Source organism: Atlantibacter sp. MEI4A-1023 (genome assembly GCF_056155425.1).
The window spans coordinates 344,695-371,509 of the sequence record NZ_CM149568.1 but is presented as its reverse complement, the minus strand read 5'-3'; the positions used below and the strand labels follow the sequence as shown (position 1 = coordinate 371,509).

The window sequence follows — 26,815 nt, the reverse complement described above, 5'->3', positions numbered from 1 at the left end:
TTTTCGCAGCCAGACTTACGGCTGAGCCACAAAGCCAATCACTTCATACACATGCTTCAGCGTTTCGCTGGCGCGGGCGCGGGCTTTCGCCGCACCGTCTTTCATCACGCTCTGAAGGAAAGCTTCGTCGTTACGATAGCGGTGATAGCGCTCCTGAAGCTCGGTCAGCATACCGGAAACCGCCTCCGCCACTTCGCCTTTCAGATGACCGTACATTTTGCCTTCAAAATGCTGCTCCAGTTCCGGAATGCTCTGGCCAGTCACGGCGGAAAGAATATCCAGCAGGTTAGACACGCCCGCTTTATTCGCCACGTCGTAGCGCACGACCGGCGGCTCGTCGGAGTCAGTCACCGCGCGTTTGATTTTCTTCACCACCGACTTCGGATCTTCCAGCAGGCCGATCACGTTGTTGCGGTTATCGTCAGACTTGGACATCTTTTTGGTCGGCTCAAGCAGCGACATCACGCGCGCGCCGGATTTCGGAATAAACGGCTCCGGCACTTTAAACACGTCGCCATACAGAGCGTTAAAGCGCTGGGCGATATCGCGACTCAGCTCAAGATGCTGTTTCTGGTCTTCGCCCACCGGAACCTGGTTGGTTTGATACAGCAGAATATCTGCCGCCATCAGCACCGGGTAATCAAACAGGCCGGCGTTGATGTTTTCTGCGTAGCGCGAAGATTTATCTTTGAACTGGGTCATACGGCTCAGTTCGCCGAAATAGGTATAGCAGTTCAGCGCCCAGGACAACTGCGCGTGTTCCGGCACGTGCGACTGAACGAAGATAGTGCTTTTTTCCGGGTCGATACCGCAGGCCAGATACAGGGCCAGGGTGTCCAGGGTGGCTTTGCGCAGTGCAGCCGGATCCTGGCGAACGGTAATGGCGTGCTGATCGACGATGCAATAGATGCAGTGGTAGTCATCCTGCATGTTGACCCACTGACGGAGCGCACCCATGTAGTTGCCGATAGTCAGTTCACCTGAGGGCTGTGCGCCACTAAATACGATGGGCTTACTCATTTGTTAATTCCTGATTTTCACTGTGGGGGAGCCCAAGTGCGGGCAGAATGTCTTTGAAGTGATGGAACACCACGTCAGGGTTGCTCAGTTCAATCGCTTCGCCGTAGTTGTAGCCGTAGGTCAGGCCAACGGAACGGCAGCCTGCGGCGGCCGCAGCCAGAATATCATTGCGCGAATCGCCGACAAACAGCAGTTCACCTGGCGCCAGGCCTAATTTTTCCGCCACCCGCAGCAGCGGCTCCGGGTGCGGTTTTTTATTCTTCACATCGTCACCGCCGATCACCACGGTAAAGTGTTTGGCGATATCCAGCGCTTCCAGCAGCGGCGCGACGAACGGCGTCGGCTTGTTGGTCACCAGCGCCATCGGGATGCCGTTTTCCGCCAGCGCGCTCAGCGTCGCGGCCACATCCGGGAACAGCGCGCTGCCTTCATCTACTGCATCAGCATAGAAACGGTCAAACAGCTTACGCAGGATCCGCACCCGATCGGCATGCGGAATATCCGCGTCGTCAATCGCCGGTTTGCCCGACGCCGCACGCTGAATATCGCGCTCCTGGCGTGCCCAGGTCAGGGCGCGTTCCACCAGCACATCAGCGCCGTTGCCGATCCAGGTAATCACCCGCGCTTCACCGGCCTGGGGCAGCTCCAGCGCATACAGCGCCATATCCACCGCCGTGGCCAGACCCGGCGCGCTGTCGACCAGCGTACCGTCCAGATCGAACGCCACACCGCGAATAGTGCTAAACTTATCCATGACTTACCTTTGCCAGTTCACGACGCATCTCGTCGATAACCGCTTTGTAATCCGGGGCGTCGAACACCGCCGAGCCCGCAACAAACATATCCGCGCCCGCTGCGGCGATTTCACCGATGTTGGAGGCTTTTACGCCGCCGTCGACTTCGAGGCGAATATCATAGCCTGAGGCATCAATGCGCTGACGCACTTCACGCAGTTTATCCAGCGTGTGTGGAATGAAAGACTGGCCGCCGAAACCGGGGTTGACCGACATCAGCAGGATCACATCCAGCTTATCCATCACATGATCGAGATAGCTGAGTGGGGTCGCCGGGTTAAACACCAGGCCCGCTTTGCAGCCGTGCTCTTTGATCAGTTGCAGGGAACGATCCACATGCTCGGAGGCTTCCGGGTGAAAGGTGATATAGCTGGCACCCGCCGCGGCAAAATCAGGAATGATGCGATCCACCGGTTTCACCATCAAATGCACGTCGATTGGCGCGGTGATCCCGTATTTGCGCAGCGCCTTCAACACCATCGGGCCGATGGTTAAATTTGGCACATAGTGGTTATCCATCACGTCGAAATGGACGACATCGGCACCGGCGGCCAGCGCAGCGGCAGTGTCTTCACCCAGACGGGCAAAATCGGCCGACAGAATCGAGGGGGCAATCAAAAACTGTTTCATCCGCTTCTCCATAAGTGTGTTGTGCGGCGGGCGAAACGGCTCAGGCGGAATAGAGCGCCAGCAGTTCGTCCACTTTTTTACGGGTGCCGCCATTGCTGCTAATGCTACGTCGCGCCCGCACCACGTGCAGGTCATCAGCTTGCCGATACCACTGGCGGGTAAGTTCGGTATCGTGGTTTGAAATCAACACCGGAACCTGGCTGACTTTAAGCCCATGAGCCAGATCGGCGAGATGCTGTTGCTGTTCGAAATTAAAACTGTTGGTGTGGTACGCCGTGAAATTCGCGGTGGCCGACAACGGCGCATAAGGCGGATCGCAATACACCACCGTGCCCTGCTGCGCGCGCGCCATGCTGCTGGCGTAACCTTCGCAAATAAATAACGCATTACGCGCCCGCTCCGCGAAGTGATACAGCTCATCTTCCGGGAAATAGGGTTTACGGTAACGCCCAAACGGGACGTTAAATTCGCCGCGCAAATTATACCGACACAGGCCATTGTATCCATGACGGTTGAGATACAGAAACAGCAGCGCACGCCGGAACGGGTCCTGGCTCTGATTAAATTCTTCACGAAACTGGTAGTAAACGTCGGACTGGTTTGACTCCGGCGTGAATAAATCCCGCGACTGCTGCACATATTCATCGGTTTGCGTCTTTACGATGTTGTACAGGCTAATCAGATCGCTGTTAATGTCTGCAAGAATATAGCGCGAATAGTCGGTATTGAGGAAAACCGAACCTGCTCCGACGAACGGTTCTATCAGACAGTCACCCTGAGGAAGGTGCTTTTTGATTTCATCCAGCAGGGGGTATTTCCCCCCTGCCCATTTAAGAAAAGCGCGTTTTTTTTTCATGCTGTGTGACTGCTTAGCCTTCTCCCGTTAAGGAGAAGGCGCCTGGAGCATCCTGCGCTTTAATCATTGCTTAAGATCGGCCTGAACCTGATGGATCGGTTTCGCCCACGGGTTTTTAGCCTGTACGTCAGCCGGTAATGCCGACACGGCGCGTTTTGCGTCTTCTTTTGAGGAATAGACGCCGCTTACCAGCACATACCAGGGCTGCCCGTTACGGGTTGTCTGATAAACCACGTAGTTTTTCAGGCTCTCTTTCTTCGCCCAGGCGTTCAGATTGTTGTAGTTCGAGGAACTGCTCAACTGAAGCGTGTAGTGGCTGGAAGGCGCAGACTTGAGCGAACCGACGTTGCCGCTGGACGCGCCTGCGCTGGCAGCCGGTGCGGATGCGGTCGCTGTCGCGGCTGGCGCGGTGGTGGTCGCTTTCGGCGCAGTTGTCGTTGCCGTCGGCGCTTTAACCGGTGCGCTGGCACTGCCGGAATTCGTCGCAGGCGCGGTTTGCTTCACGGTCGCCGTCGGTTTGGTTTCAGTCGCTTTCGGCGCCGCTGGCTGGCGAGCCGGTGCGGTTTGCGTGGTCTGCGTTTTACGCGGAGCAGGCTCAATCACCGTCTGCTTACGTTCAGTACGCGCAGGCTGCGCTTCGCCGCTTGCAGCCTGGCGGCTGGCATTGCTGCCGGTAGACGCCACGGTTGCCGGTTCGGTCGGCAGCGTAGAGTGAGTGACTGCCGCATCGATCTGGCCCTGTTGGGCGGTCAGCGCATTATTCAGGTCGCCCTGCACTTCCACGCGCTGTTGACCTTCAGGCGTCGCCGTTACCTGGCCCTGAGTCGGAGTAGAAGAAACTGGCGGTAAAGAGATGTCCTGACCGTTGGAAGGATTCTCAGCGGAGGTCGCGCCCGGCGCGGGCTGAGTGCCATTGGCCTGATTAGCCGCCGAGTTGTCGCCGCCGTTAAGACTAATGCTCTTCTCGGCTGGCGGGTTCTGTGCGGTAGTCGAGTCCGACGACGGTGCTTTAAGCGCGGAACCGATGCCGATAATCAGCAGCAACAGCACCAGAATACCCACGCCCATCATCATATGCTGGCGAGAAACCGGGCCTTTGGCTGGCGCTTTTTTGCGTTTGCGCGGACGGCGTTCAACGTCAGCATCATCCGCAACGTCGTTTTCCGCTTCGTAATCTGCGTCTTCGTCACGGGCACGGCGCGCGCGCGTTGGACGGCGATCTTCTGCCTCAACATCGACATCGTCGATATTCAGCTGCGGTTCGTTGTCGAACTCGGAAGATTTACGGGAACGACCAGTACGACGATCGCTGGGATCGGGTTTCAGCTCGTCTTCTGGTTTAAATTCATCCATTTCACACCCCACTAAAAGGCTTATGTCAGTACAACTGCCACGTCACCTGAATTAAACATCGCCTGACGGCGAAACACCTTTTTAATAGTTACGCTTGCTGACAATCCGCAATCGCGCTGAGTACCAGGTCGTGCGACACGCCACTGCGTACCTCACTTTTACCTATTGCCAACGGCAGCACCAGACGGAGCTCGCCAGCCAATACTTTTTTATCGCGCATCATGTGCGGCAAATAGGCGGCAGGCGACATGCTCTGCGGGCCAGTGACCGGCAACCCTGCACGTTTAAGCAGCGTGATGACGCGCTGAATATCCTGTTCGTCAAACTGTCCCAACCGCTGGGCGGTGCGGGCCGCCATCACCATACCGGCCGCGACGGCTTCGCCATGCAGCCAGTTGCCGTAGCCCATTTCCGCCTCGATAGCATGGCCGAAGGTATGACCAAGATTGAGTAAAGCACGTAAGCCGCTTTCGCGCTCGTCTGCTGCCACAACTTCCGCTTTCAGCTCACAACAACGGCGAATGCAGTACGCCATAGCCGTGGTATCAAGCGCCATCACCGCATCCAGATTGGCTTCTAACCAGTCAAAGAATTCAGCATCCAGAATAATGCCGTATTTGATGACTTCGGCCAGGCCGGAGGAGAGTTCGCGGGGGGGAAGGGTTTTTAAGCAATCCAGATCGACCACAACCGATGCAGGCTGGTAAAACGCGCCGATCATGTTTTTGCCGAGCGGATGGTTAACGGCAGTTTTGCCGCCGACCGAGGAGTCAACTTGCGAAAGCAGCGTCGTCGGCACCTGGATAAAACGTACGCCGCGCTGATAACTGGCCGCGGCGAAACCGGTGAGATCGCCAATCACGCCGCCGCCGAGCGCGACGAGCGTGGTATCCCGACCGTGGGGTTTTTCTAATAACGCACTGAAGACGGTTTCCAGCACGGCGAGGCTTTTATGCTGCTCGCCATCAGGAAGAATAACCTGATCGACTTTTACACCCGCCTGTTCGAGCACCTGACGGACGTTATCAAGGTACAACGGTGCCAGCGTTTCATTGGTGACCAACATCGTCTGGTCACCCGCGCGCAAAGGCCAAAATGAAGCCGGCTGGTTGAATAAGCCGGCAGCGATGGTGATAGGGTAACTGCGTTCCCCGAGAGTGACTGTTAACTGCTCCATGACGCTCAACACCTTCTGTTGCTTGTACCCGCGGGCGAGTGTTTATTTAGCCAGAATCAGTTGTTTTCCAGCATATGAATAATCTGGTTTGCCACAACTTTCGCGCTTTGGTCGTCAGTGCGAATGGTTACGTCGGCAATCTCTTCATACAGCGGATTGCGTTCACCGGCCAGCGCTTCCAGAACTTCGCGAGGCGGGGTTTCAACCTGCAACAAAGGACGCTTTTTATCGCGCTGGGTACGAGCCAGTTGTTTTTCGATGGTTGTCTCAAGGTAAACCACGACGCCGCGAGCGGAGAGACGGTTACGGGTTTCACGAGATTTTACAGAGCCGCCGCCGGTTGCCAGGACAATGCCTTGCTTCTCGGTGAGTTCATTGATGACTTTTTCTTCTCTGTCACGGAAGCCTTCTTCGCCTTCAACGTCGAAGACCCAACCTACATCAGCGCCGGTTCGTTTCTCAATCTCTTGATCAGAATCGTAAAATTCCATATTGAGCTGTTGAGCTAACTGACGCCCAATCGTGCTTTTGCCAGCACCCATCGGCCCAACCAGAAAGATATTGCGTTTCTCTGCCATTTTTTTGGTACTACTAAGACAATTCGTTGATGGTAAACCCGCTGCGCGACATGTTTGCGTTACGGATAATGAACTGAAACCTCTTTATGCGATAGTGCGAGAGTCAGACCAAAAATTATCTCAACACTCAAGGTGGTTTGGCAACCGAATAAATTACCGCGCCCGATGAGCTGGCGGGAAAAACGCCATCGGGAGTACCGAATTGGGCTGACACTCAAATCGGTACTCCTTGTATGCTAATTCGAGTCTGACGTCAAACGCCCGACCGAATAAAAACGTGAAATCGACAATATAAGAACGCTAAGACTTTGGCGCGATTAGCCGTGGCGTGATGAACACAACGAGTTCCCGCCGCTCATCATCTTTCCCGTCATAGCTAAACAGGCCGCCTATCAGCGGGATGTCTCCCAGTAAGGGCACCGTGTCTTTACCGCCTTTACGTTTCTGCTGGAAGATGCCGCCGAGGGCGATGGTCTCGCCGTCTTTTATTTCCACCTGAGTTTCAATTTCCTGCTTATCAATCGCCATCACTTCACCATCCGCCTGCTTCAGCACCTGTCCTGGCATATTCTGGCTGATGCGCAGCTTCATCCTGATCCTGCCGTAGGGCTGAATGGTCGGCGTCACTTCCATCCCTAGCACTGCCTCTTTAAATTCAATCGACGTCGCGCCGCTTTCGCCACTTGAGACCTGATAAGGGATCTCGCTGCCCTGCTTGATGCTCGCGGGCTGCTGATGCGAGGCCAGCAAACGCGGGCTGGCGATAATTTCCAGCTTATGTTTCTGCTCCAGCGCCGAGAGCTCAATATCAAGCATGTTGCCGTTAATCCGCCCGACGTTAAAACCAATCCGCGTGGAGGCGTTCGGCACTGACAGGTCCGCGGATATTGCGCTGGGGCGATAAAGCCGCTCTTTGCCCTCGCCCTCCGCCGAACTCCACTTCACGCCAAGTTCGCGCAGGCTGGTTTGATTGATGGTGACAATATGCGCCGAGAGTTCAACCTGGCCCACCGGGATATCCATGCTGGCAATCCAGCTGTCTATCTTTTTCAGCGCCGCGCTGTTGTCATCGATCAGCAGCCGGTTGGTGCGTTTATCCGCCATCACGCTGCCTTTCGGGCCCAGTAACTTGTCACCCTGCGCCGTTATTGCTGCCGCCAGTTCTGCCGCATCGGCGTAACGCAGCGACACCATTCGGGTGTTCAGCGGTTGGTTAGTGAGCCGCTGTAAACGGGCCCGCTCCTGTTCCTGCTGCTGGCGCTGTTGCCATTCCGCCGGATAAACCCGCAGGATATTGCCTTCCTTACGCCAGTGGAGCTGACTGATATCTACTACGGTCTGAAAGGCCACCTGCCAGGAAACGTTCACCAGATGCAGCGTCACGTCGCCCGCGACGTCAGGCGCGATAATCACGTTTTGCTTTTCTGTTTCCGCCAGCGCCTGCAAAACCTGGCGGACAGGTACGTCATCAACCACCAGAGAAATATTATTTGCCGGTTTTACGGCCAGCGCGCTCAGCGGGAGCAGCATCAGCCCGGCTAATCTGCACATCCTTGCCATTGAATTTTTCCTTGCGTTGCCAGCGAATCTCGCCTTTATCACACGCGGCAGGGATGGCTATAACAATAGCGGCCGCAGTGATCTCCTTAACCTGTAACTCTGACGATAAGGTCTGGCCGGGGCTCACCCGCAGCCATTTACCTTCCGGGCTTTCAATCAATGCTTTGATAGACGATGCGTTTCCCACTGCCCCGTGAAAGCGCCATGTCTCCCATTGCGCATACGGGCAGTTATTAATGGGGGCCTGAAAGGGATCGCGGGGCGCAGCGTCCACCGCCAGGCAACACATCAGCAACATCGCCGCGAAGCTATTTTTCATGGTCCGCCTCCAGCCGCAGCGTGACGTTCAGTACGCCGCTCCCTGACGTCAGGGAGAAGCTTTTTAAGCGGGCGTCGGTGCGGGACAAGGCATGAAACAGCGCAGGGACAGCAAGCCACTGGCTGCACAGCACCAGCTCGGCGAATTCGCCTTCGGGCTGCCACTTTTCCAGCGTTATGCCGGGTAATTTCCCTGTCGTCATCGCAGAGAAATTCACTGATACCAGAGCCGGCAAATTGCGTTGCGCCGCATTGAGTTGCCTGTCGAGCGCACGTTTTTGGCGCTGTTGTTCTTTTATTGCCTGCTCGCTGGCGGCCAGGCTGATGCGCTGCTGCTCAAGCGCCTGATAGCCAGGACGGATGACCCCTAACCCGCACAGCGCCATCAACAACAGCATCGCAGCCGCCCACGTGGCGATACGCAGCCTGGCCTCAGCCGTCAGCCACTGCTCAATGAGTCGGCGCATCGTCAGGCTCCAGCGTTAGCGTCCAGTGAAATTGCCAGGCGCCGTCGCCGTCGCGCGTCGTCGCGCCCTGACGCAATACACCCGAGCCTGGCAGCGTTTTTAGCGTCTCCGCCCACTGGCTTAACGCCTCCGCCGATAAAGACTTACCGGTGATGTCCAGCCTCCCGGCTTCAAAACGCAGCGCATTGAACCAGATTGCATCAGGTAGGTCAGAGGCGAGCTGTTCCAGCCGCTGCCCCCAGCGCTGAAAAATGGCCTGATGCTGAAGCACCGCCAGCCGTTGTTGATGCACAGCCGCCAATTCTTTCAGCCGCTTGCGTTGCCGGGCATTGTCACCGCGTAGCGTTTGCAACTGTTGGGGTGAGGGTTGCGCTATCCGCAACTGCACGAGGCGGTGTCCGATATACCCGCGCCAGACGCCGCATGCCGCCACCATACTGATGATGCCCGCCAGAAACAGGCTGGCCCAAAATATTGCCCGCTGTTTTAACCGTTGCGCGCGCCAGGGAAGAAGGTTGATCAGCCCGTTCATAAGGGATAGCTCCCCATCGCCAGGCCGAGCGCCACGGCAAAACGCCATTCGTCAGGCGCTTTTGGCGGATGTACCCATGTCAGCCAGCGCCAGGGTTCGCAGGAAGCTACGCCGTCTTGCGGTTCGCCGTTGCAGCAAAGCCACTGCGACGGGGGAACAGAAAGCGTCTCAACCAGACTGCCGAGACCGCCTTCAGGCTGGCATCCCCAGCGTTCCCGCGTCGCCCAGAGCCACTGCTCGCCGTCACAGGCGGCAATGCCCTGAATGTGCGGCGCGGCATAAGGGAAAAAGCTGGTTAATGCGCAGGCATCGGGGGTGAGCGTGTAATGAGAAAATCCGGCGCGTTCCACCAGCGCTATGACATCCGTCACGTCCTGACGATGCGCCGCCGTGACGAAGAGCGTCTTGCGCGCTGCGTCTGGGTAGTAATCGGAGAACAAGCTGTCTGGTGCCATCTGCAATGCTTTTGCCGTCGCCGCGGTGACATAGCCCTGGCACTCAGACTCGCAAAGATGGCCAGGCAACGGCATGGTGCGTTGCAAGGTGCGCCTGGCCGGAAACGCGACGTGCATATGGTGCTGCGCCGGCAGTTCGGCACGCAGCATCTGTAGCGCCTGAATTAACGGCTCGCTGCTGATGATTACGCCGTGATAATCGGTGGCAGTGACAAGGGGGAAATACCACCACTTTTTGAGCTGCCAGCCGCCCCGGCGGCGCTGCACCGCAACGGCCCTTACGCCATCCTGTTGAAAATGAAGACCAATTTTCCATACGCGACTCACCATAACGCACTCCTTGCAGGCCCTGTTAATGAAAAGGACATATCAATGCTTCTGGCTTGCCTTTATACTACCGAGCTGTTGTTTATAAACTGCCCAATTGAAATCTGGTGAGAAATCCTCGGTGAAGTTCGTAAAGTATTTATTCATCCTTGCAGTGTGTTGCATCCTGCTGGGAGCAGGCTCGATTTATGGTTTGTACAAATATGTTGAGCCGCAACTGCCCGACGTCGCGACGCTGAAAGACGTACGCTTGCAGATCCCCATGCAGGTTTACAGCGCGGATAATGAACTTATTGCGCAGTTTGGCGAAAAGCGCCGTATCCCGTTAACGCTCAACCAAATTCCGCCTGAACTGGTTAAAGCGATTATCGCGACCGAAGACAGCCGCTTTTATGAACATCACGGCGTCGACCCGGTGGGGATTTTCCGTGCCACCAGCGTGGCGCTGTTTTCAGGGCATGCCTCACAAGGGGCCAGTACCATTACCCAGCAGTTGGCGCGTAACTTCTTCCTGAGCCCTGAGCGCAAATTAATGCGTAAAATCAAAGAGGTGTTCCTCGCGATCCGCATTGAGCAGTTGCTGAACAAAGACGACATTCTTGAGCTGTATCTCAACAAGATTTATCTCGGCTATCGCGCCTATGGCGTCGGGGCCGCCGCCCAGGTCTATTTTGGTAAAACCGTCGATCAGCTGACCCTCAGCGAGATTGCGGTGATTGCCGGGCTACCGAAAGCGCCATCAACCTATAACCCGCTGTATTCATTGGATCGCGCCACCGCGCGCCGTAATGTGGTGCTGGCGAGGATGCTGAACGAAGGCTATATCACGCAGCAGCAGTACGACACGGCGCGTAGTGAAGCCATTGACGCCAACTATCACGCGCCGGAAATCGCGTTCTCCTCCCCTTACCTTGCTGAACTGGTGCGCCAGGAGATGGTGAGCCGCTACGGCGAGAAAGCCTACGAAGACGGTTACAAGGTTTACACCACCGTTAAGCGCAAAGATCAGCAGGCCGCGCAGCAGGCGGTACGCGATAACGTTCTGGCCTATGACATGCGCCACGGCTACCGCGGCCCGGCTAACGTGCTGTGGAAGGTCGGCGAAGCGGCGTGGGATCAGAAAAAAATTATCGATTCCCTGAAAGGCCTGCCCGGCTATGGCCCGTTGCGCGCCGCCGTGGTGACGCAGGCAAGCGCTGAGGAAGCCACCGCGCTACTGGCTGATGGTTCCAGCGTGTCGCTGAAAATGGCGGGGGTGCGCTGGGCGCGTCCTTACCGTTCCGATACTGCCCAGGGGCCAACGCCACGCCGGGTCACCGATGTGCTCCAGGCGGGCCAGCAAATCTGGGTACGCCAGGTCGATGAAAGCTGGTGGCTGGCGCAGGTGCCGGATGTGAATTCCGCGCTGGTGTCGCTCAACCCGCGCGACGGCGCAGTGCTGGCGCTGGTGGGCGGCTTCGACTTTAACCAGAGCAAGTTCAACCGCGCTACCCAGGCGCTGCGTCAGGTCGGTTCGAACATCAAACCGTTCCTCTACACCGCCGCGATGGATAAAGGACTCACCCTGGCGAGTATCCTTAACGATGTGCCGATTTCTCGCTGGGATGCGGGCGCTGGCTCTGACTGGCGTCCAAAAAACTCCCCGGCGGAATATGCCGGTCCGATTCGTTTGCGTCAGGGTTTAGGCCAGTCGAAAAACGTGGTGATGGTGCGCGCCATGCGTGCCATGGGCGTGGATTATGCGGCGGAATATCTGCAACGCTTCGGCTTCCCGGCGCAAAACATTGTCCATACTGAATCGCTGGCGCTGGGCTCCGCGTCCTTTACGCCGATGCAGGTGGCGCGCGGTTATGCGGTGATGGCCAACGGCGGCTTCCTGGTGGATCCGTATTTCATTACCAAAATTGTTAATGAGCAGGGGGACAATATTTTCGAAGCCAGACCGAAAATCGCCTGTCCGGAATGCGATTTGCCGGTGATTTATGGCGAAACCCCGAAATCGAACGTGCTGGATAATAACAATGTCGAAGATGTCGCCGTGTCTCAGGAGCAGCAAAACGCCACCGTGCCGATGCCGCAACTGGAGCAGGTGAACCGTGCGCTGGTGGCGCAAAGCCAGCCGCAGGAATATGCGCCGCACGTAATCAATACGCCGCTGGCGTTCCTGATGAAAAGCGCACTGAATACCAACATCTTTGGCGAGCCCGGCTGGCAAGGCACTGGCTGGCGTGCGGGCCGCGATCTCCAGCGTAAGGACATCGGCGGTAAAACCGGCACCACCAACAGCTCCAAAGATGCCTGGTTCTCCGGGTACGGTCCTGGCGTAGTGACGTCAGTGTGGATTGGCTTTGACGATCACCGCCGCGATTTAGGCCGCACCACCGCATCAGGCGCGATCAAAGATCAGATTTCCGGCTACGAGGGAGGCGCGAAAAGCGCACAGCCTGCCTGGGATGCGTTTATGAAATCGATTCTGGAAGGCGTACCGGAAGAGCCGCTAACGCCGCCGCCGGGCATTATCAGCGTCAATATCGATCGCAGCACGGGGCAACTGGCGAACGGCGGCAACAGCCGCGAAGAGTATTTCATTGAAGGGACGCAGCCGACACAGCATGCGATCCATGAGGTGGGGACAACAATCATCGACAACGGTGAAACCCACGAGCTGTTTTAAACGGCGGCACTAAAAATTAAGGCCCTTTTCAGGGCCTTATCATTTGCAGGCTACATCCTTCCCTGCGCCTTCAACCATTCACGCACCAGGAACAGCGCGCTAACGTTACGCGCCTCGTTGAAATCAGGATCGTCGAGCAGCGCCATCATCTCATTTAACGGCCAGTACACTTTTGGCAGCGGCTCCGGCTCGTCCCCTTGCAGGGATTCCGGGTAAAGATTCTCCGCTACCACGATATTCATTTTGCTGGAGAAGTAGGACGGTGCCATGGTCAGCTTTTTCAGAAATGTAAGCTGGTGCGCGCCAAACCCTACCTCTTCTTTCAACTCGCGGTTCGCGGCTTCAAAAACCGTCTCGCCCGGATCGATAAGCCCTTTCGAGAAGCCCAGTTCGTAAGACTCCGTCCCCACCGCGTATTCCCGGATCAGTACCAGACTGTCGTCAATAATCGGTACGATCATCACCGCCTCGCGCGTGGAGGGTCGCATCCGTTCGTAAACCCGACGCACGCCGTTGCTGAATTCCAAATCTACCGTTTCGACATTAAACAAGCGCGAACGAGCGACGGTTTCAACACGCAAAATAGTGGGTTTTTGTAGTGGTTTACTCATCGTATGGAGAATGAAATAGGGAGAATGACAATATTGTGCGATATCCAACACAGTTTGAGCAATGTTAATTGTTTGTTATTTACACTTTTGTCATTTTCCTGCGGGTATCATCCAGAATGACGATGTCGCCAGGTTTGAAATCCTGCTAAGAATTTGCTGATAATTCAGCGCTGCTATTGCTGTTATTCTTAATCGTCGCGGCAGGGCCTGCAAAAAGGACTGTTTGCGCTACAGTCGTCGATAAATACTCACTGGCAACAATTTTTGTTACAGTTCACCTTCGCGCGTGAAATTGAATAATTTTTTGGTTATGGGGAACGCATGGGCACCTTATTGACGGTTTTAGTGATGGTGCTGGTTTTAGGGATAGCTGTCGGTTTGATTTTCAGGCATCGCCTGGGGCAACGCCGTACGTTGCCGTTGCTGCAGGCCTTTGCTGGCGCGGCCTCGCGTAAGCTTACGCCGGAAGAGCGCAGCGCCGTTGAAAACTATCTGGAGTCCCTGACCCAAACGGAAAGTGCGCCCGCCCCGACAGGCTCCAGTAAGTCGCCCGGCACGCTAACGCTAACGCCGCAAAGCAACACCGTGTATGCGGTGACGCGCGCCATCACCCGCTATGGCTTATCCACCGATGATCCGAACAAGTGGCGGTACTACCTCGACTCGGTGGAAGTGCATTTGCCCCCGTTCTGGGAGCAGTACATCACCGATGATAATAACGTCGAGTTTATTCGCACCGAAACTCGCCCGCTGGTGATCTCGCTGAATGGCCACACGCTACTGAACTCTCATCAGGATACCGGCAGCTATGCGCTTGAACGCGTAACCGGTACCCAGGCGTCTATTCGCGGTGAAGAAAGCGAGCAGATCGAATTACTGAACATTCGCCAGGAAACCCGTGAAGAGTACGCCCTGAGCCGCCCGGACGGCCTGCGCGAAGCCCTGTTGATTGGCATCTCTTTCTTTTTCTTTTTCAGCGGCCTGGTGGCACCGGATGTATTAATTCCCTGGCTTGCCGGCGGCGGCGTTCTGCTACTGGCTGCGGGGCTGTGGGGATTATTCGCGCCGCCCGCCAAAAATACGCTACGCGAAATTCACTGCCTGCGTGGTACGCCGAAGCGCTGGGGGTTGTTCGGCGAATCCGATCAGGAACAGATCAACAATATTTCGCTGGGCATCGTCGATTTGGTGTATCCGCCGCACTGGCAGCCCTTTACGCATTACGACTTAGGCCAGAAAACGGATATCGATATTTATCTCGATCGCCGCGTCGTTCGTCAGGGGCGCTTTTTATCGCTCCATGAGGAGGTGAAAAACTTCCCGCTGCAACACTGGCTGCGTAGCCTGATACTGAGCGGCGCGGCTTTTCTGGTCCTGATGATGCTGCTGTTCTGGGTACCGCTGGATATGCCGATCAAACTCACCGTCTCATGGCTGAAAGGTGCCCAGACGGTTGAAGCCACCAGCGTGGAGCAACTGCAAAAATCAGGGTTAAAAGTGGGCGACACGCTGAAAGTGTCTGGCACCGGCATGTGTAATATCCACGTGCCCGGCACCTATTCTCCGCGCCAGAACTACCCGTTTATGCCGTTCGATTGCTCACAAATTATCTGGAACTCCGCACGACCGTTACCGCTGCCTGAATCGGAGATCGTCAATAACGCCACGGCGCTGACCGAAGCGGTTAACCGCCAGCTTCATCCACAGGAAAATGATTCCAAAGTGAATCCGCAGTTGCGCTCTGCGATTCAAAAATCCGGCATGGTGTTGCTGGATGACTTCGCGGAAATCGTGCTGAAAACTCAGGCGTTGTGTACCGCAGACGATGAGTGCATTCGGCTTAAAAATGCGCTGATCAACCTGGGCAATACCAAAGACTGGGAAGCGCTGGTTAAACGCGCCAGCAGCGGAAAACTGGATGGCGTGAACGTACTGTTACGCCCGGTAAGCGCCGAATCGCTGGATAATCTGGTCACTACCTCTACCGCGCCGTTCTTTATCCGTGAAACCAACCGCGCGGCCCAGTCGCTGAACAGCCCGGCACCCGGCGGCTTTATGATTATCAGTGAAGAAGGCGGCGATTTAGTCGATCAGCCGCTGCCGCCGATGTCGTTATACGATTACCCGGCCCACCAGCAGTGGAAAGAATTTCAGCGGCTGGCGGAGATGCTGATGCAGACCCCGTTCCACGCGGAAGGGGTGATCACTAGCATCCGTACCGACGCCAACGGCACCGAACATGTTTCGCTGCACCGCATCCCGGACAGCGCAGGGTTATGGCGTTATGTCAGCACTACGCTGCTGCTGTTCGCCATGATTATTTGTACGCTCTATAACGGCGTGCAGGCGATCCGTCGCTGGCAGCGCCAGCGCTCCCGGCTGGCGGACATCCAGCAGTATTACGCGAGCTGTTTCAACCAAGAGCTGGTTCCCTCTACCGAAGTGCAGCATCTCCCCTGAGTAATAGAGTGGCGACGGGTTTATGCTACCCTGTCGTCACTTTTTGATAGGCTGAGATGACCCATGCATAAAGATATCGCCTGGCCAGATGTCGATACCGTGTTACTGGACATGGACGGCACGCTGTTGGATTTAGCGTTCGATAACCATTTTTGGCAGCACCTGGTGCCAGAAACCTTAAGCGATCTGCGCGGCATCACGCTGGAAGAAGCGCATCAGTATATTCGCCAGGAATATCACGCCGTCCAGCATACGCTAAACTGGTACTGTCTGGATTACTGGAGCGAGCGGCTTGGCCTCGATATCTGTGCGATGACAACACAGCAAGGCCCGCGCGCAGTATTGCGCGACGATACGGTGCCTTTTCTGGATGCACTCAAAGCCTGCGGCAAACGCCGTATTTTGCTGACCAACGCCCATCCCCATAATCTGGCGGTGAAGCTGGAGTACACGGGGCTGGCTTCGCACCTTGATTTATTACTTTCCACCCACACATTTGGATATCCGAAAGAGGATCAGCGGCTGTGGGAAGCCGTCAAAGCGCATACCGGTCTCGATCCGGCGCGAACGTTGTTTATTGACGACAGCGAACCGATTCTGGATGCGGCTGCGCAGTTTGGCATTCGTTATTGCCTCGGCGTAACCAATCCTGACTCTGGCGTGGCGGAGAAAGCGTATCAGCGCCACGCCGCGCTGAATGACTACCGTCGGTTAATCCCCGCATTGCACCCTCATTGCAAAACAGGTGACGACCATGAAAGAGAAAGCGCCGTCTGAGGTACGCCTGGACAAATGGTTATGGGCGGCCCGTTTTTATAAAACCCGCGCGATAGCGCGTGAAATGATTGAAGGCGGAAAGGTGCATTACAACGGACAACGCACCCGCCCCAGCAAAAACGTGGAACTGGACGCAGAGATTGTTCTGCGTCAGGGCAACGATCAGCGCACCGTTATCGTAAAAGGGATCACCGACCAGCGTCGCCCGGCGAGTGAAGCCGTGCTGCTGTACGAAGAGACGGCGCAAAGCGTGGAAAACCGCGAAAAGCTGGCGCTTGCCCGCAAAATGAATGCGCTCACGATGCCGCATCCGGAACGCCGCCCGGATAAAAAAGAGCGTCGTGATTTGATAAAATTTAAATACGGTGACGACGAATAACCGTCGCCCGCAAGAGAGACTATTATGGCCCAACACGACCAATTACATCGCTATCTGTTTGAAAACTATGCCGTGCGCGGCGAGCTGGTTACCGTTTCAGAAACCTGGAAGCAGATTCTGGAAAACCACGACTACCCTCAGCCGGTTAAAAACGTGCTGGGCGAGCTGTTGGTAGCGACCAGCCTGCTGACCGCCACGCTGAAGTTCGCAGGTGATATTACTGTGCAACTCCAGGGCGATGGTCCGATGAACCTGGCCGTTATTAACGGTAATAACGATCAGCAAATGCGCGGCGTTGCCCGCGTACAGGGCGAGGTGCCAGCCGATGCCTCTCTGAAAACCCTGGTGGGCAACGGTTACCTGGTGATCACCATCACGCCTGCCGAAGGCGAGCGTTATCAGGGCGTAGTAGGCCTGGAAGGCGATACCCTGGCGGAATGCCTGGAAGATTACTTCCTGCGTTCCGAGCAGTTGCCGACGCGGTTGTTTATTCGCACCGGTGACGTTGATGGCCAGCCTGCGGCGGGCGGCATGCTGCTTCAGGTTCTGCCCGCGCAGAATGCCCAGGCGGACGATTTTAATCACCTGGCAACGCTGACTGAAACCATCAAAGCGGAAGAGCTGTTTACTTTACCGGCTAACGACGTGCTGTGGCGTCTGTATCACGAGGAAGAAGTGACACTTTACGATCCGCAGGATGTGGAATTTAAGTGCACCTGCTCTCGCGAGCGTTGCGCTGGCGCGCTGAAAACCCTGCCGGATGAAGAGATTGAAACCATTCTGGCGGAAGATGGCGAGATCGACATGCACTGTGATTACTGCGGTACGCACTATCTGTTCGATGCCATGGATATTGCCGCGATCCGCAATAACGCCTCACCGGCGGACCCGCAAATCCACTAAAACCACTTCGAGCGCCTGTGGCATCAGGCGCTCGCTATTTTCCACTCCCCTCGCCCCTGATTGCAAAATCGATTCGTCCATAAAAACGCTCTTATCTTTCATAAAATTTACTTTTGAGAAAGCGCTTACACTCACAAATTGTCATATTACTGCTTCCGTTCATTAACATAATCAGAACATTTTCCTCTTTCCGTTATACACTCCTCCGCTACTCTATCCCGCGTCGTGAGCTGAATCACAGTATTTTCCGCTGTCTTAAAAGCGTCGATACGTAAATCTATGAAGCACGTCCCGGTTAACATGTTACAAACAACCCTACAATTTCAGGCAGTACAAATTGGCTAAGGAGAAGTGATATGCGCGTTAAAGGTTTAACCCCGCAAGATCTCAAGGCTTATGGTATTAACGACGCCCAGGACGTGGTCTACAACCCTGATTACGATACGCTTTATCGTGAAGAGCTTAATCCAGAACTGGAAGGCTACGAGCGTGGCGTATTGACTAATCTGGGAGCCGTTTCAGTCGATACAGGCATCTTTACTGGCCGTTCGCCAAAAGATAAATATATCGTCCGCGACGACACGACACGTGACACCCTGTGGTGGGCGGATAATGGCAAAGGAAAAAATGACAACAAGCCGCTGTCGCCTGAAACCTGGCAACATCTCAAAGGGTTAGTTACCCGCCAGCTATCCGGTAAGCGCTTGTTTATCATCGATGCGTTCTGCGGCGCGAATGCCGACACCCGACTTTCGGTGCGTTTTATCACCGAGGTGGCCTGGCAAGCGCACTTCGTCAAAAACATGTTTATCCGCCCCACTGACGAAGAGCTGGAAGGTTTCGAACCCGATTTCGTGGTAATGAATGGCGCGAAGTGCACTAACCCTGACTGGAAATCGCAAGGGCTGAACTCGGAGAACTTTGTCGCGTTCAACCTGACGGAGAGGATGCAGCTAATTGGCGGCACCTGGTACGGCGGCGAGATGAAAAAGGGGATGTTCTCGATCATGAACTACCTGCTGCCGCTGAAAGGCATCGCCTCGATGCACTGCTCGGCGAACGTGGGTGAAAAAGGCGATGTTGCGGTGTTCTTCGGCCTTTCCGGCACCGGTAAAACCACGCTGTCTACCGACCCGAAACGCCGTCTGATTGGCGATGACGAACACGGCTGGGACGACGACGGGGTGTTTAACTTCGAAGGCGGTTGCTACGCCAAAACCATTCGTCTGTCTGAAGAAGCAGAACCGGATATTTATCACGCCATCCGCCGTGACGCGCTGTTAGAGAACGTCACCGTCGGCGAAGACGGGGTGATTGATTTTGACGATGCCTCGAAGACCGAAAACACCCGCGTGTCGTACCCGATCTACCACATCGAAAACATCGTTAAGCCAGTCTCCAAAGCGGGCCATGCCACTAAAGTGATTTTCCTCACCGCCGATGCCTTTGGCGTGTTGCCGCCGGTATCGCGCCTGACCGCTAACCAGACTCAGTACCACTTCCTGTCTGGCTTTACCGCCAAACTGGCCGGCACCGAGCGCGGCGTGACCGAGCCGACGCCAACCTTCTCTGCCTGCTTTGGCGCAGCATTTCTGTCGCTGCATCCGACGCAGTACGCGGAAGTGCTGGTGAAACGTATGCAGGCCGCTGGCGCGCAGGCGTATCTGGTTAATACCGGTTGGAACGGTACCGGCAAACGCATCTCGATTAAAGATACCCGCGCGATTATCGACGCCATTCTCGATGGTTCCCTCGATGACGCCGAAACCTTTAATCTGCCGATGTTTAACCTGGCGATCCCCACCACGCTGCCGGGCGTCGATACCCATATTCTCGACCCGCGTAATACCTACGCCTCACCGGAGCAGTGGCAGGAAAAAGCCACTCAGTTGGCGAAGCTGTTTATTACTAACTTCGAGAAGTATACCGACACGCCTGCTGGCGCAGCGCTGGTGAGCGCAGGGCCGAAACTGTAAGTTGAGTCTGCTCTAAAACAAAAAACCACCCTGGGTGACCGAGGGTGGTTTTTTTATGCAGGCCATTTGCCGGGAACTAACTTTCTCTCACCGGATGCGCAATCCGCGCTACGGGCACCGGTAGCCAGGCTCGTATCCGCAACCCGCCACGCTCACTACGACCAATATCCAGCACGCCGTTGTGATTATCAACAATACGCTGAACGATGGCTAAACCGAGGCCAGTACCGCTGGTGCTGCGGGCGCTGTCGCCGCGCACAAACGGCTGGAACAGATGCTTAAGCTGCTCGGGCTTGATGCCGGGGCCATCATCTTCGACCTGAAACCAGGCGCGGTTAAGCTCGGTGCCGCTGCTCACCTTAATCCATCCGTTACCATAGCGCGCCGCGTTAACTACCATATTGGCTACCGCGCGTTTAATGGATAACGGGTGAATATTCACCATAATCACGCCGTGCTGGAGATCGGTTTCGATCTCGCGCTCATAGCCGCTTTCCGCCGCGATCACTTCGCCCAGCACACCATTCAGATCCGACAATTCCAGCGGCATCTCCTGGCCAGTACGAAGATAATCGATAAACTGCTCGATGATGGCGTTGCACTCTTCGATATCTTTGTTGATCGACTCCGCCAGATAACCATCTTCCGCGCTCATCATTTCCGTCGCGAGACGAATGCGCGTCAGCGGCGTGCGTAAATCATGGCTGACGCCCGCCATCAGCAGGGTGCGGTCGTCGGCTAACTGCTTCACACCTGCCGCCATATGGTTAAAGGCCCGGGTCACCGAGCGCACCTCCGACGCGCCATACTCGCGCAGCGGCGGCGGAATAATGCCCTTACCCACCTGAAGCGCCGCGTGTTCAAGGTCTACCAGCGGTCGGTTCTGAATACGGATAAACAGCCACGCGCCGCCTATCGCCAGCAGCATAATTGCCAGGGTGTAGCGGAACAGCGGGGAGAAATCGCCCTGATGGATTTCCGTCAGCGGGACGCGCACCCAGATGTTGGGCGAAAGCCAGGTCTTGAGCCACACCACCGGCGAGCTCTTATTAACCTCAACGCGCACTTCCGTCGGGCCGCCCAGCTGCTGCGCCATCTGCTGGCTTAAGAATTCGTAATGCTGGGCCCAACGCAGGCCAGCGTCTTCCGCCGCTTCATTGGAGTACAGCGAGATCCCCAACTCACGATAAATCTCACGCCGAAACGCAGGCGGCACTACCAGTTGCGTACCGTCTTCCAGTTGCAGCTTGTCGGTCATCAGCATACGCACTTCGTACGCCAGGACTTTATTGAACTGCTGCAAACTTGGCAGAATGGCGAAATTCAGCACCACTAAATAGGTCGTCACCAGGCTGACGAACAGCAAGGTGACGATGAGCAACAGGGTTCTGGCAAACGAGCTACGCGGCGAGAAGCGCAGTCGCTTCATGCTTTAGCGCCATCCGGAACAAAGACGTAGCCTAACCCCCAGACGGTCTGGATGTAGCGCGGGTGGGCCGGATCTTCTTCCACCATGCGGCGCAGGCGGGAAATCTGCACGTCGATGGAGCGTTCCATGGCGGAATACTCGCGACCGCGCGCCAGGTTCATCAGCTTATCGCGGGACAGCGGTTCGCGCGGGTGGCTCACCAGCGCTTTCAGCACCGCAAATTCACCGCTGGTCAGCGGCATCGGCTCATCTTCGCGGAACATCTCGCGGGTGCCGAGGTTGAGTTTGAATTTACCGAAGGCGATAACCGCCTCTTCCTGGGATGGCGCGCCTGGCAGTTCGTTCGCCTGGCGACGCAGTACCGCACGGATACGCGCCAGCAGTTCGCGTGGGTTAAAGGGTTTCGGGATATAATCGTCAGCGCCGATTTCAAGGCCCACAATACGATCGACCTCTTCCCCTTTCGCCGTCACCATAATGATCGGCATGGGGTTACTCTGGCTGCGCAGACGGCGGCAAATAGACAGGCCATCTTCGCCCGGCAGCATTAAATCCAGCACCATCAGATGGAAAGATTCACGGGTAAGCAGGCGATCCATCTGTTCAGCGTTCGCCACGCTACGAACCTGGAAGCCTTGCTCGGTAAGATAACGCTCAAGCAATGCGCGCAGGCGCATGTCGTCATCCACTACCAGAATTTTATAATTCTCTTGCATCGATTTAACTCCCAAAGGTTCGAATACTCATATCGGCAAAACGGACACGCGTGTTTACACGATGAAGCCATTTTTAACTACACGTATTCTAAAAAAGGCTGCGCTGACCACCAGACTTAACTGGTATATATTCTAGTCGAAATTGTTACAAAGCATATTTAACAGCAGGTTATCTGCCTATTTCATCACAATTTCGTCACCTCTCGCTGCCATCACGCCACTGTTTTTAGCAAAAGTAACGCAATTCAGATTCAGTTTAGACCTTAACGGCTCCTAAAATTGGTTGACCAATATTCAGTAACGCGGTGCCGATCGGCTTTTTTACTGGTGTAACACACGCTTAACATGACCCTTCAAACTGTGACACGGTTAACCAATTCATCGCCGCGCATTGACTTTTTGTGGTTTTTAGACGAAGTTGTATGCCAACAAAGAGAGTTGTTACACCACTATGTCGGCACAGACAGATTAACTCGCCCTGGTGGTCAACCAATATATCCCTGGCGAAATGCCTTGACGGCATCCCGAAGACTGAGCAGAGGTAAAGCATGAAGCAGACATGGCGCTGGTACGGCCCCAACGATCCGGTAACGCTTTCAGATGTCCGACAAGCTGGCGCGACAGGCGTGGTCACCGCCCTTCACCATATTCCCAACGGCGAAGTCTGGACGGTTGACGAGATCCTCAAGCGAAAAACCATCGTGGAAGAGGCTGGACTGGTGTGGTCCGTGGTGGAAAGCATTCCTATCCACGAAGACATCAAAACCCACAGCGGCCAGTACGATTTGTGGATCAAAAACTACCAACAGTCGATCCGCAATCTGGCTGAATGCGGGATCTATACCGTCTGCTACAACTTTATGCCGGTGCTGGACTGGACCCGTACTGACCTGGAATATGTGCTGCCGGACGGCTCCAAAGCCCTGCGCTTCGATCAAATCGAATTCGCTGCGTTCGAAATTCACCTGCTGAAACGCCCTGGCGCGGAAGCAGACTACACCACTGAAGAAGTTGAGCAGGCGAATGCCCGCTTCGCCGCCATGAGCGATGAAGACAAAGCGCGCCTGACCCGCAATATCATCGCTGGCTTGCCGGGCGCGGAAGAAGGTTACACCCTTGAGCAGTTCAGCAAACACCTCGAACGCTACGCGGATATTGATAAAGCCAAACTGCGTGAAAACTTCGCTTACTTCCTGAACGGCATTATCCCGGTCGCCGAACAGGTAGGCGTGCGTATGGCGGTGCATCCGGACGATCCGCCGCGCCCGATCCTCGGCCTGCCGCGCATTGTTTCCACCATTGAAGACATGCAATGGATGGTGGATACCGTCGCCAGCATGGCGAACGGCTTTACCATGTGCACCGGCTCCTATGGCGTGCGCGCCGACAACGATCTGGTGGATATGATCAAACAGTTCGGCCCGCGTATTTACTTCACTCACCTGCGTTCAACGATGCGCGAAGATAACCCGAAAACGTTCCACGAAGCCGCGCACCTGGCTGGCGATGTGGATATGTACGAAGTGGTGAAAGCTATCGTTGAAGAAGAGCATCGTCGTAAAGCCGAAGGCGTGGAAGACCTGATCCCGATGCGTCCGGATCACGGCCACCAGATGCTGGATGATTTAAAGAAAAAGACCAACCCCGGCTACTCCGCCATTGGCCGCTTAAAAGGCCTGGCAGAAGTACGCGGCGTAGAACTGGCAATCCAGCGCGCTTTCTTTAGCAACTAAATCTCTTCAGGGCGCGGCATCCGCTGCGCCTTGTCTCTTCTTCAAATTTGCATTCAGGCAGGCCCACTGCCCGGAGTTTAAAATGGAACCGACTATTGCTAACAGCACGCTGCCCGTGGCGCGTCCGCTGTGGGATAACGCACGTCTGTCATCCCGGATTGTTCACCTTGGCTGCGGCGCGTTTCACCGTGCGCATCAGGCGTTGTATACCCATCATCTGCTGGAGCAGTCCGACAGCGACTGGGGCATCTGCGAAGTTAATCTGATGCCTGGCAACGACCAGGTACTGATCGAAAACCTGAAAAAGCAAAACCTGCTGTATACCGTGGCGGAAAAGGGCGCGCAGCGCACCGAGCTGAAAATTATCGGTTCGATGAACGAAGCGCTGCACCCGGCGATTGACGGCTGCGCAGGCATTCTGGCGGCGATGGCGCGCGAGCAAACCGCCATTGTCTCGCTGACCGTGACGGAAAAAGGTTACTGCACCGAGGCCGCCAGCGGTGAACTCGATCTTAACAACCCGCTGATCCAGCACGATCTGGCCCAACCCGACCAGCCAAAATCCGCTATCGGTTATATCGTTGAAGCGCTGCGCCTGCGCCGCGAACAGGGGCTGAAGGCGTTTACCGTGATGTCCTGCGATAACGTGCGGGAAAACGGCCACGTGGCGCGCGCCGCCGTGCTTGGGCTGGCGAAAGCGCGCGACGCGGCGCTGGCCGACTGGATTGAAACCCACGTCACCTTCCCGTGCACCATGGTTGACCGCATCGTTCCTGCCGCCACGGCGGAGACGCTGGACGACATCGCCAGCCAGTTGGGTGTTTACGACCCGTGCGCCATTGCCTGCGAGCCGTTCCGCCAGTGGGTGATTGAAGATAACTTCGTTAACGGTCGCCCGGAGTGGGACCGTGTGGGCGCGCAGTTTGTCGCAGACGTCGTGCCGTTTGAAATGATGAAACTGCGGATGCTCAACGGCAGCCACTCCTTCCTCGCGTATTTAGGTTATCTGGGTGGCTACGAGACTATCGCCGACACCATGACTAACGCGGATTACCGCGACGCGGCGCTGGCGCTGATGTTGCGCGAACAGGCACCGACGCTTTCCATGCCGCAAGGCACCGATCTGGACGCCTATGCCCATTTGCTAATCGAGCGCTTCAGCAATCCGTCGCTGCGCCACCGCACCTGGCAAATCGCCATGGACGGTAGCCAGAAGCTGCCGCAGCGTATGCTTGACCCGATCCGCCGCCATCTGGCCGAGGGTAATGACTGGTCGCACCTTGCGCTGGGCGTGGCGGGCTGGATGCGCTACGTGGCAGGCGTGGATGAGTACGGTAACGCCATTGATGTGGTGGACCCGCTGCTGGCGGACTATCAGGCTGTCGCTGCTCATGCCAGCGCCGAACAGCGCGTAGAGGCACTGCTCGGTTTGAGTGCGATTTTCGGTCAGGATTTACCGGCGAATCCCGCGTTTGTTGCCGCCGTTGTGGCTGCGTTGCAGCAACTGAACGCCAACGGCGCGCGCGCGGCGGTTGCAGCATTGAATAAGTAAGCCTTCAACAGGCCCGTCGGCTTACTGACGCGGCCTGTTTCTTCACTGACTCAGTAGGTTGATATGCTATAGTCAGGCCAATTACGGACGGTTTTCGACGCCGTTCGCCACCGAATCATTCTGACAGTAACGCAATGAAATCAAATACCACTCAACAGCGCCCTTATCAGGAAGTCGGCGTGATGCTGCGCAATATGATTGAGCAGAAACAGTACGCTATCGGCGAGCGGCTGCCGCCGGAACGGGAAATTGCCGACATGCTCAACGTGACGCGCACCGTCGTGCGTGAAGCGTTGATCATGCTGGAAATCGAAGGGCTGATTGAGGTGCGGCGCGGCGCAGGCATATTTGTCATTTCTACGCCTACCGCGCCAGCAAACACCCCTGCCGCTGCGGCGCAGTGCAACGATGCCGGGCCGTTTGAACTGCTCCAGGCGCGCCAGCTGCTGGAGAGCAATATCGCCGAGTTCGCCGCGCTACAGGCAACCCGGGAAGATATCGTTAAAATGCGCCAGGCGCTGCTGCTGGAAGAACAGGAACTGGCATCCGATGCGCCGGATGAAACCGAGAGCGGCGATATGCAGTTTCACCTGGCGATTGCCGAAGCCACCCATAACAGCATGCTGGTGGAGCTGTTCAAACAATCCTGGCAATGGCGCGAGAATAACCCGATGTGGAGCCAGCTTCACCGCCATCTGGATAACACCCACTACCGCAAAGAGTGGCTGTCGGACCATAAACAGATCCTGGCGGCGCTGATCAAGAAAGACGCCAAAGCCGCCAAGCTAGCAATGTGGCAGCACCTGGAAAACGTCAAACTGCGGCTGCTGGAGTTCTCCAACGTGGATGATATCTACTTTGACGGTTACCTGTTTGATTCATGGCCGCTGGATAATGTGAACGGTTAACATCAATACCTGGAGTTCATCCTCCAGGTATCTGCATTACTGCACTTCCCCTTTCTCATAGCGAATACTGTTCACAAACCACATCTTTTCCCCTTCCGGGGTTTTTACCACAAACTCTTCATCGACCTGTTTTTTCAGGATGGCGCGCGCCATCGGTGAGTCGATGGAGATGTAATCTTTGCGCTCGCCGTAAATCTCTTCCGGGCCGACGATGCGGAAGGTTTTCACATCCCCCGCTTCGTTTTCAATTTCCACCCAGGCACCAAAGAACACCCGGCCTTCCTGCTGGGGTGAATAATCAACGATTTGCAGCTGCGGCATCAGTTTGCGCAGGAAGTGCACCCGCCGGTCAATCTGGCGTAGGATGCGCTTATTAAAGGTGTAATCAGCATTTTCGGAGCGATCGCCGAGGCTCGCCGCCCAGGAGACGATTTTGGTGATTTCCGGGCGTTTCTCGTTCCAGAGATAGTCATGCTCTTGCTTAAGCTTGTTATACCCTTCGCGGGTAATCAGTTTGGTCGCCACGCGTTCACTCTCGGTTAATTAAACATAAACGGAACAGTCCGAATCCAGGGCAGCATCATGCGGCGACTGGCATTTTCGTCCGGCAATCCGTATAACTGTGCCCTG

The 26,815-nt window shown here is 55.8% G+C and carries 25 protein-coding genes; 9 read left to right on the top strand and 16 right to left on the bottom strand.

Annotated features, from left to right (window positions below):
* Positions 1-15: 15 nt before the first annotated feature.
* The 12 genes from trpS to ACVV26_RS01670 all read right to left on the bottom strand — a co-directional run bounded on the left by trpS (position 16) and on the right by ACVV26_RS01670 (position 10,070).
* On the bottom strand, positions 16-1,020 hold the full coding sequence (gene trpS / locus ACVV26_RS01725) for a tryptophan--tRNA ligase (RefSeq protein WP_312981892.1): 1,005 nt from the start codon (positions 1,018-1,020) through the stop codon (positions 16-18).
* Positions 1,013-1,774, bottom strand: coding sequence for a phosphoglycolate phosphatase (gene gph / locus ACVV26_RS01720; protein WP_474799728.1), 762 nt, complete (start codon positions 1,772-1,774; stop codon positions 1,013-1,015). Before gph ends, trpS begins: the two co-directional genes overlap by 8 nt.
* Entirely contained in the window at positions 1,767-2,444 is a 678-nt protein-coding gene (rpe, locus tag ACVV26_RS01715) for a ribulose-phosphate 3-epimerase (RefSeq protein ID WP_002436417.1), read from the bottom strand. Before rpe ends, gph begins: the two co-directional genes overlap by 8 nt.
* 40 nt (positions 2,445-2,484) lie before the next feature.
* Complete coding sequence (gene dam, locus ACVV26_RS01710; protein WP_312981896.1) at positions 2,485-3,300, bottom strand: adenine-specific DNA-methyltransferase; 816 nt, start codon at positions 3,298-3,300, stop codon at positions 2,485-2,487.
* A 63-nt stretch (positions 3,301-3,363) separates the two neighbouring features.
* Positions 3,364-4,653, bottom strand: coding sequence for a cell division protein DamX (gene damX / locus ACVV26_RS01705; RefSeq protein ID WP_474799727.1), 1,290 nt, complete (start codon positions 4,651-4,653; stop codon positions 3,364-3,366).
* A gap of 88 nt (positions 4,654-4,741) precedes the next feature.
* Entirely contained in the window at positions 4,742-5,830 is a 1,089-nt protein-coding gene (gene aroB, locus ACVV26_RS01700; RefSeq protein ID WP_474799726.1) for a 3-dehydroquinate synthase, read from the bottom strand.
* Between the two features lie 56 nt (positions 5,831-5,886).
* Positions 5,887-6,408, bottom strand: a complete 522-nt coding sequence (gene aroK / locus ACVV26_RS01695) for a shikimate kinase AroK (protein WP_002436422.1) — start codon at positions 6,406-6,408, stop codon at positions 5,887-5,889.
* Between the two features lie 300 nt (positions 6,409-6,708).
* On the bottom strand, positions 6,709-7,959 hold the full coding sequence (hofQ, locus tag ACVV26_RS01690; RefSeq protein WP_474801691.1) for a DNA uptake porin HofQ: 1,251 nt from the start codon (positions 7,957-7,959) through the stop codon (positions 6,709-6,711).
* Positions 7,895-8,287, bottom strand: a complete 393-nt coding sequence (locus tag ACVV26_RS01685; protein WP_474799725.1) for a HofP DNA utilization family protein — start codon at positions 8,285-8,287, stop codon at positions 7,895-7,897. Before ACVV26_RS01685 ends, hofQ begins: the two co-directional genes overlap by 65 nt.
* Entirely contained in the window at positions 8,277-8,753 is a 477-nt protein-coding gene (locus ACVV26_RS01680; protein WP_474799724.1) for a HofO family protein, read from the bottom strand. Before ACVV26_RS01680 ends, ACVV26_RS01685 begins: the two co-directional genes overlap by 11 nt.
* The gene (locus tag ACVV26_RS01675) at positions 8,737-9,285 is read right to left on the bottom strand and encodes a PilN domain-containing protein (protein WP_474799723.1); all 549 of its coding nucleotides are present in this window, start codon (positions 9,283-9,285) and stop codon (positions 8,737-8,739) included. Before ACVV26_RS01675 ends, ACVV26_RS01680 begins: the two co-directional genes overlap by 17 nt.
* On the bottom strand, positions 9,282-10,070 hold the full coding sequence (locus tag ACVV26_RS01670; RefSeq protein WP_474799722.1) for a hypothetical protein: 789 nt from the start codon (positions 10,068-10,070) through the stop codon (positions 9,282-9,284). The genes ACVV26_RS01675 and ACVV26_RS01670 overlap by 4 nt, the downstream gene beginning before the upstream one ends.
* Positions 10,071-10,188: 118 nt before the next feature.
* On the opposite strand from ACVV26_RS01670, the gene mrcA reads away from it, so the two are divergent.
* On the top strand, positions 10,189-12,741 hold the full coding sequence (gene mrcA / locus ACVV26_RS01665) for a peptidoglycan glycosyltransferase/peptidoglycan DD-transpeptidase MrcA (protein WP_474799720.1): 2,553 nt from the start codon (positions 10,189-10,191) through the stop codon (positions 12,739-12,741).
* Positions 12,742-12,791: 50 nt separating this feature from the next.
* On the opposite strand, the gene nudE is transcribed toward mrcA, so the two are convergent.
* Positions 12,792-13,352 (bottom strand): ADP compounds hydrolase NudE, encoded by a 561-nt coding sequence (gene nudE / locus ACVV26_RS01660; RefSeq protein ID WP_312981911.1) that lies wholly within the window; start codon positions 13,350-13,352, stop codon positions 12,792-12,794.
* A gap of 321 nt (positions 13,353-13,673) precedes the next feature.
* On the opposite strand from nudE, the gene ACVV26_RS01655 reads away from it, so the two are divergent.
* From ACVV26_RS01655 to pckA, 5 genes are all read left to right on the top strand, one after another.
* Positions 13,674-15,812 (top strand): intracellular growth attenuator family protein, encoded by a 2,139-nt coding sequence (locus ACVV26_RS01655; protein ID WP_474799719.1) that lies wholly within the window; start codon positions 13,674-13,676, stop codon positions 15,810-15,812.
* A 63-nt stretch (positions 15,813-15,875) separates the two neighbouring features.
* A complete protein-coding gene (gene yrfG / locus ACVV26_RS01650) occupies positions 15,876-16,589 on the top strand; it encodes a GMP/IMP nucleotidase (protein ID WP_474799718.1) in 714 nt (237 codons plus the stop codon).
* Positions 16,567-16,968, top strand: a complete 402-nt coding sequence (hslR, locus tag ACVV26_RS01645; protein WP_474799717.1) for a ribosome-associated heat shock protein Hsp15 — start codon at positions 16,567-16,569, stop codon at positions 16,966-16,968. Before yrfG ends, hslR begins: the two co-directional genes overlap by 23 nt.
* A gap of 24 nt (positions 16,969-16,992) precedes the next feature.
* Positions 16,993-17,871, top strand: a complete 879-nt coding sequence (gene hslO / locus ACVV26_RS01640) for an Hsp33 family molecular chaperone HslO (RefSeq protein ID WP_312981917.1) — start codon at positions 16,993-16,995, stop codon at positions 17,869-17,871.
* A 356-nt stretch (positions 17,872-18,227) separates the two neighbouring features.
* A complete protein-coding gene (gene pckA, locus ACVV26_RS01635) occupies positions 18,228-19,847 on the top strand; it encodes a phosphoenolpyruvate carboxykinase (ATP) (RefSeq protein WP_474799716.1) in 1,620 nt (539 codons plus the stop codon).
* A gap of 76 nt (positions 19,848-19,923) precedes the next feature.
* On the opposite strand, the gene envZ is transcribed toward pckA, so the two are convergent.
* Both envZ and ompR read right to left on the bottom strand, forming a co-directional pair.
* On the bottom strand, positions 19,924-21,276 hold the full coding sequence (gene envZ / locus ACVV26_RS01630; protein ID WP_312981919.1) for a two-component system sensor histidine kinase EnvZ: 1,353 nt from the start codon (positions 21,274-21,276) through the stop codon (positions 19,924-19,926).
* Entirely contained in the window at positions 21,273-21,992 is a 720-nt protein-coding gene (gene ompR / locus ACVV26_RS01625) for an osmolarity response regulator transcription factor OmpR (RefSeq protein WP_006177890.1), read from the bottom strand. Before ompR ends, envZ begins: the two co-directional genes overlap by 4 nt.
* A gap of 548 nt (positions 21,993-22,540) precedes the next feature.
* Here ompR and uxuA point away from each other — a divergent pair.
* The 3 genes from uxuA to uxuR all read left to right on the top strand — a co-directional run bounded on the left by uxuA (position 22,541) and on the right by uxuR (position 26,185).
* Positions 22,541-23,725: a mannonate dehydratase gene (uxuA, locus tag ACVV26_RS01620; protein ID WP_474799715.1), complete on the top strand. Its 1,185-nt coding sequence runs from the start codon at positions 22,541-22,543 to the stop codon at positions 23,723-23,725.
* Between the two features lie 82 nt (positions 23,726-23,807).
* Complete coding sequence (locus ACVV26_RS01615) at positions 23,808-25,277, top strand: fructuronate reductase (RefSeq protein WP_474799714.1); 1,470 nt, start codon at positions 23,808-23,810, stop codon at positions 25,275-25,277.
* A gap of 134 nt (positions 25,278-25,411) precedes the next feature.
* Entirely contained in the window at positions 25,412-26,185 is a 774-nt protein-coding gene (gene uxuR, locus ACVV26_RS01610; RefSeq protein ID WP_474799712.1) for a Uxu operon transcriptional regulator, read from the top strand.
* 36 nt (positions 26,186-26,221) lie between these two features.
* Here the strand turns inward: uxuR and greB are convergent, their stop codons facing one another.
* Entirely contained in the window at positions 26,222-26,710 is a 489-nt protein-coding gene (greB, locus tag ACVV26_RS01605; RefSeq protein ID WP_474799711.1) for a transcription elongation factor GreB, read from the bottom strand.
* Between the last annotated feature and the right edge of the window lie 105 nt (positions 26,711-26,815).

What these genes read in the sequence shown, in the direction of transcription:
- pckA (WP_474799716.1), top strand. Translation starts at nt 18,228, where the DNA reads ATGCGCGTTAAAGGTTTAACCCCGCAAGATCTCAAGGCTTATGGTATT.
- ompR (WP_006177890.1), bottom strand. Translation starts at nt 21,992, where the DNA reads ATGCAAGAGAATTATAAAATTCTGGTAGTGGATGACGACATGCGCCTG.
- trpS (WP_312981892.1), bottom strand. Translation starts at nt 1,020, where the DNA reads ATGAGTAAGCCCATCGTATTTAGTGGCGCACAGCCCTCAGGTGAACTG.
- rpe (WP_002436417.1), bottom strand. Translation starts at nt 2,444, where the DNA reads ATGAAACAGTTTTTGATTGCCCCCTCGATTCTGTCGGCCGATTTTGCC.
- dam (WP_312981896.1), bottom strand. Translation starts at nt 3,300, where the DNA reads ATGAAAAAAAAACGCGCTTTTCTTAAATGGGCAGGGGGGAAATACCCC.
- hofQ (WP_474801691.1), bottom strand. Translation starts at nt 7,959, where the DNA reads ATGTGCAGATTAGCCGGGCTGATGCTGCTCCCGCTGAGCGCGCTGGCC.
- nudE (WP_312981911.1), bottom strand. Translation starts at nt 13,352, where the DNA reads ATGAGTAAACCACTACAAAAACCCACTATTTTGCGTGTTGAAACCGTC.
- yrfG (WP_474799718.1), top strand. Translation starts at nt 15,876, where the DNA reads ATGCATAAAGATATCGCCTGGCCAGATGTCGATACCGTGTTACTGGAC.
- uxuA (WP_474799715.1), top strand. Translation starts at nt 22,541, where the DNA reads ATGAAGCAGACATGGCGCTGGTACGGCCCCAACGATCCGGTAACGCTT.
- ACVV26_RS01675 (WP_474799723.1), bottom strand. Translation starts at nt 9,285, where the DNA reads ATGAACGGGCTGATCAACCTTCTTCCCTGGCGCGCGCAACGGTTAAAA.
- uxuR (WP_474799712.1), top strand. Translation starts at nt 25,412, where the DNA reads ATGAAATCAAATACCACTCAACAGCGCCCTTATCAGGAAGTCGGCGTG.
- envZ (WP_312981919.1), bottom strand. Translation starts at nt 21,276, where the DNA reads ATGAAGCGACTGCGCTTCTCGCCGCGTAGCTCGTTTGCCAGAACCCTG.
- gph (WP_474799728.1), bottom strand. Translation starts at nt 1,774, where the DNA reads ATGGATAAGTTTAGCACTATTCGCGGTGTGGCGTTCGATCTGGACGGT.
- ACVV26_RS01670 (WP_474799722.1), bottom strand. Translation starts at nt 10,070, where the DNA reads ATGGTGAGTCGCGTATGGAAAATTGGTCTTCATTTTCAACAGGATGGC.
- ACVV26_RS01615 (WP_474799714.1), top strand. Translation starts at nt 23,808, where the DNA reads ATGGAACCGACTATTGCTAACAGCACGCTGCCCGTGGCGCGTCCGCTG.
- ACVV26_RS01685 (WP_474799725.1), bottom strand. Translation starts at nt 8,287, where the DNA reads ATGAAAAATAGCTTCGCGGCGATGTTGCTGATGTGTTGCCTGGCGGTG.
- aroB (WP_474799726.1), bottom strand. Translation starts at nt 5,830, where the DNA reads ATGGAGCAGTTAACAGTCACTCTCGGGGAACGCAGTTACCCTATCACC.
- hslO (WP_312981917.1), top strand. Translation starts at nt 16,993, where the DNA reads ATGGCCCAACACGACCAATTACATCGCTATCTGTTTGAAAACTATGCC.
- ACVV26_RS01655 (WP_474799719.1), top strand. Translation starts at nt 13,674, where the DNA reads ATGGGCACCTTATTGACGGTTTTAGTGATGGTGCTGGTTTTAGGGATA.
- damX (WP_474799727.1), bottom strand. Translation starts at nt 4,653, where the DNA reads ATGGATGAATTTAAACCAGAAGACGAGCTGAAACCCGATCCCAGCGAT.
- hslR (WP_474799717.1), top strand. Translation starts at nt 16,567, where the DNA reads ATGAAAGAGAAAGCGCCGTCTGAGGTACGCCTGGACAAATGGTTATGG.
- aroK (WP_002436422.1), bottom strand. Translation starts at nt 6,408, where the DNA reads ATGGCAGAGAAACGCAATATCTTTCTGGTTGGGCCGATGGGTGCTGGC.
- ACVV26_RS01680 (WP_474799724.1), bottom strand. Translation starts at nt 8,753, where the DNA reads ATGCGCCGACTCATTGAGCAGTGGCTGACGGCTGAGGCCAGGCTGCGT.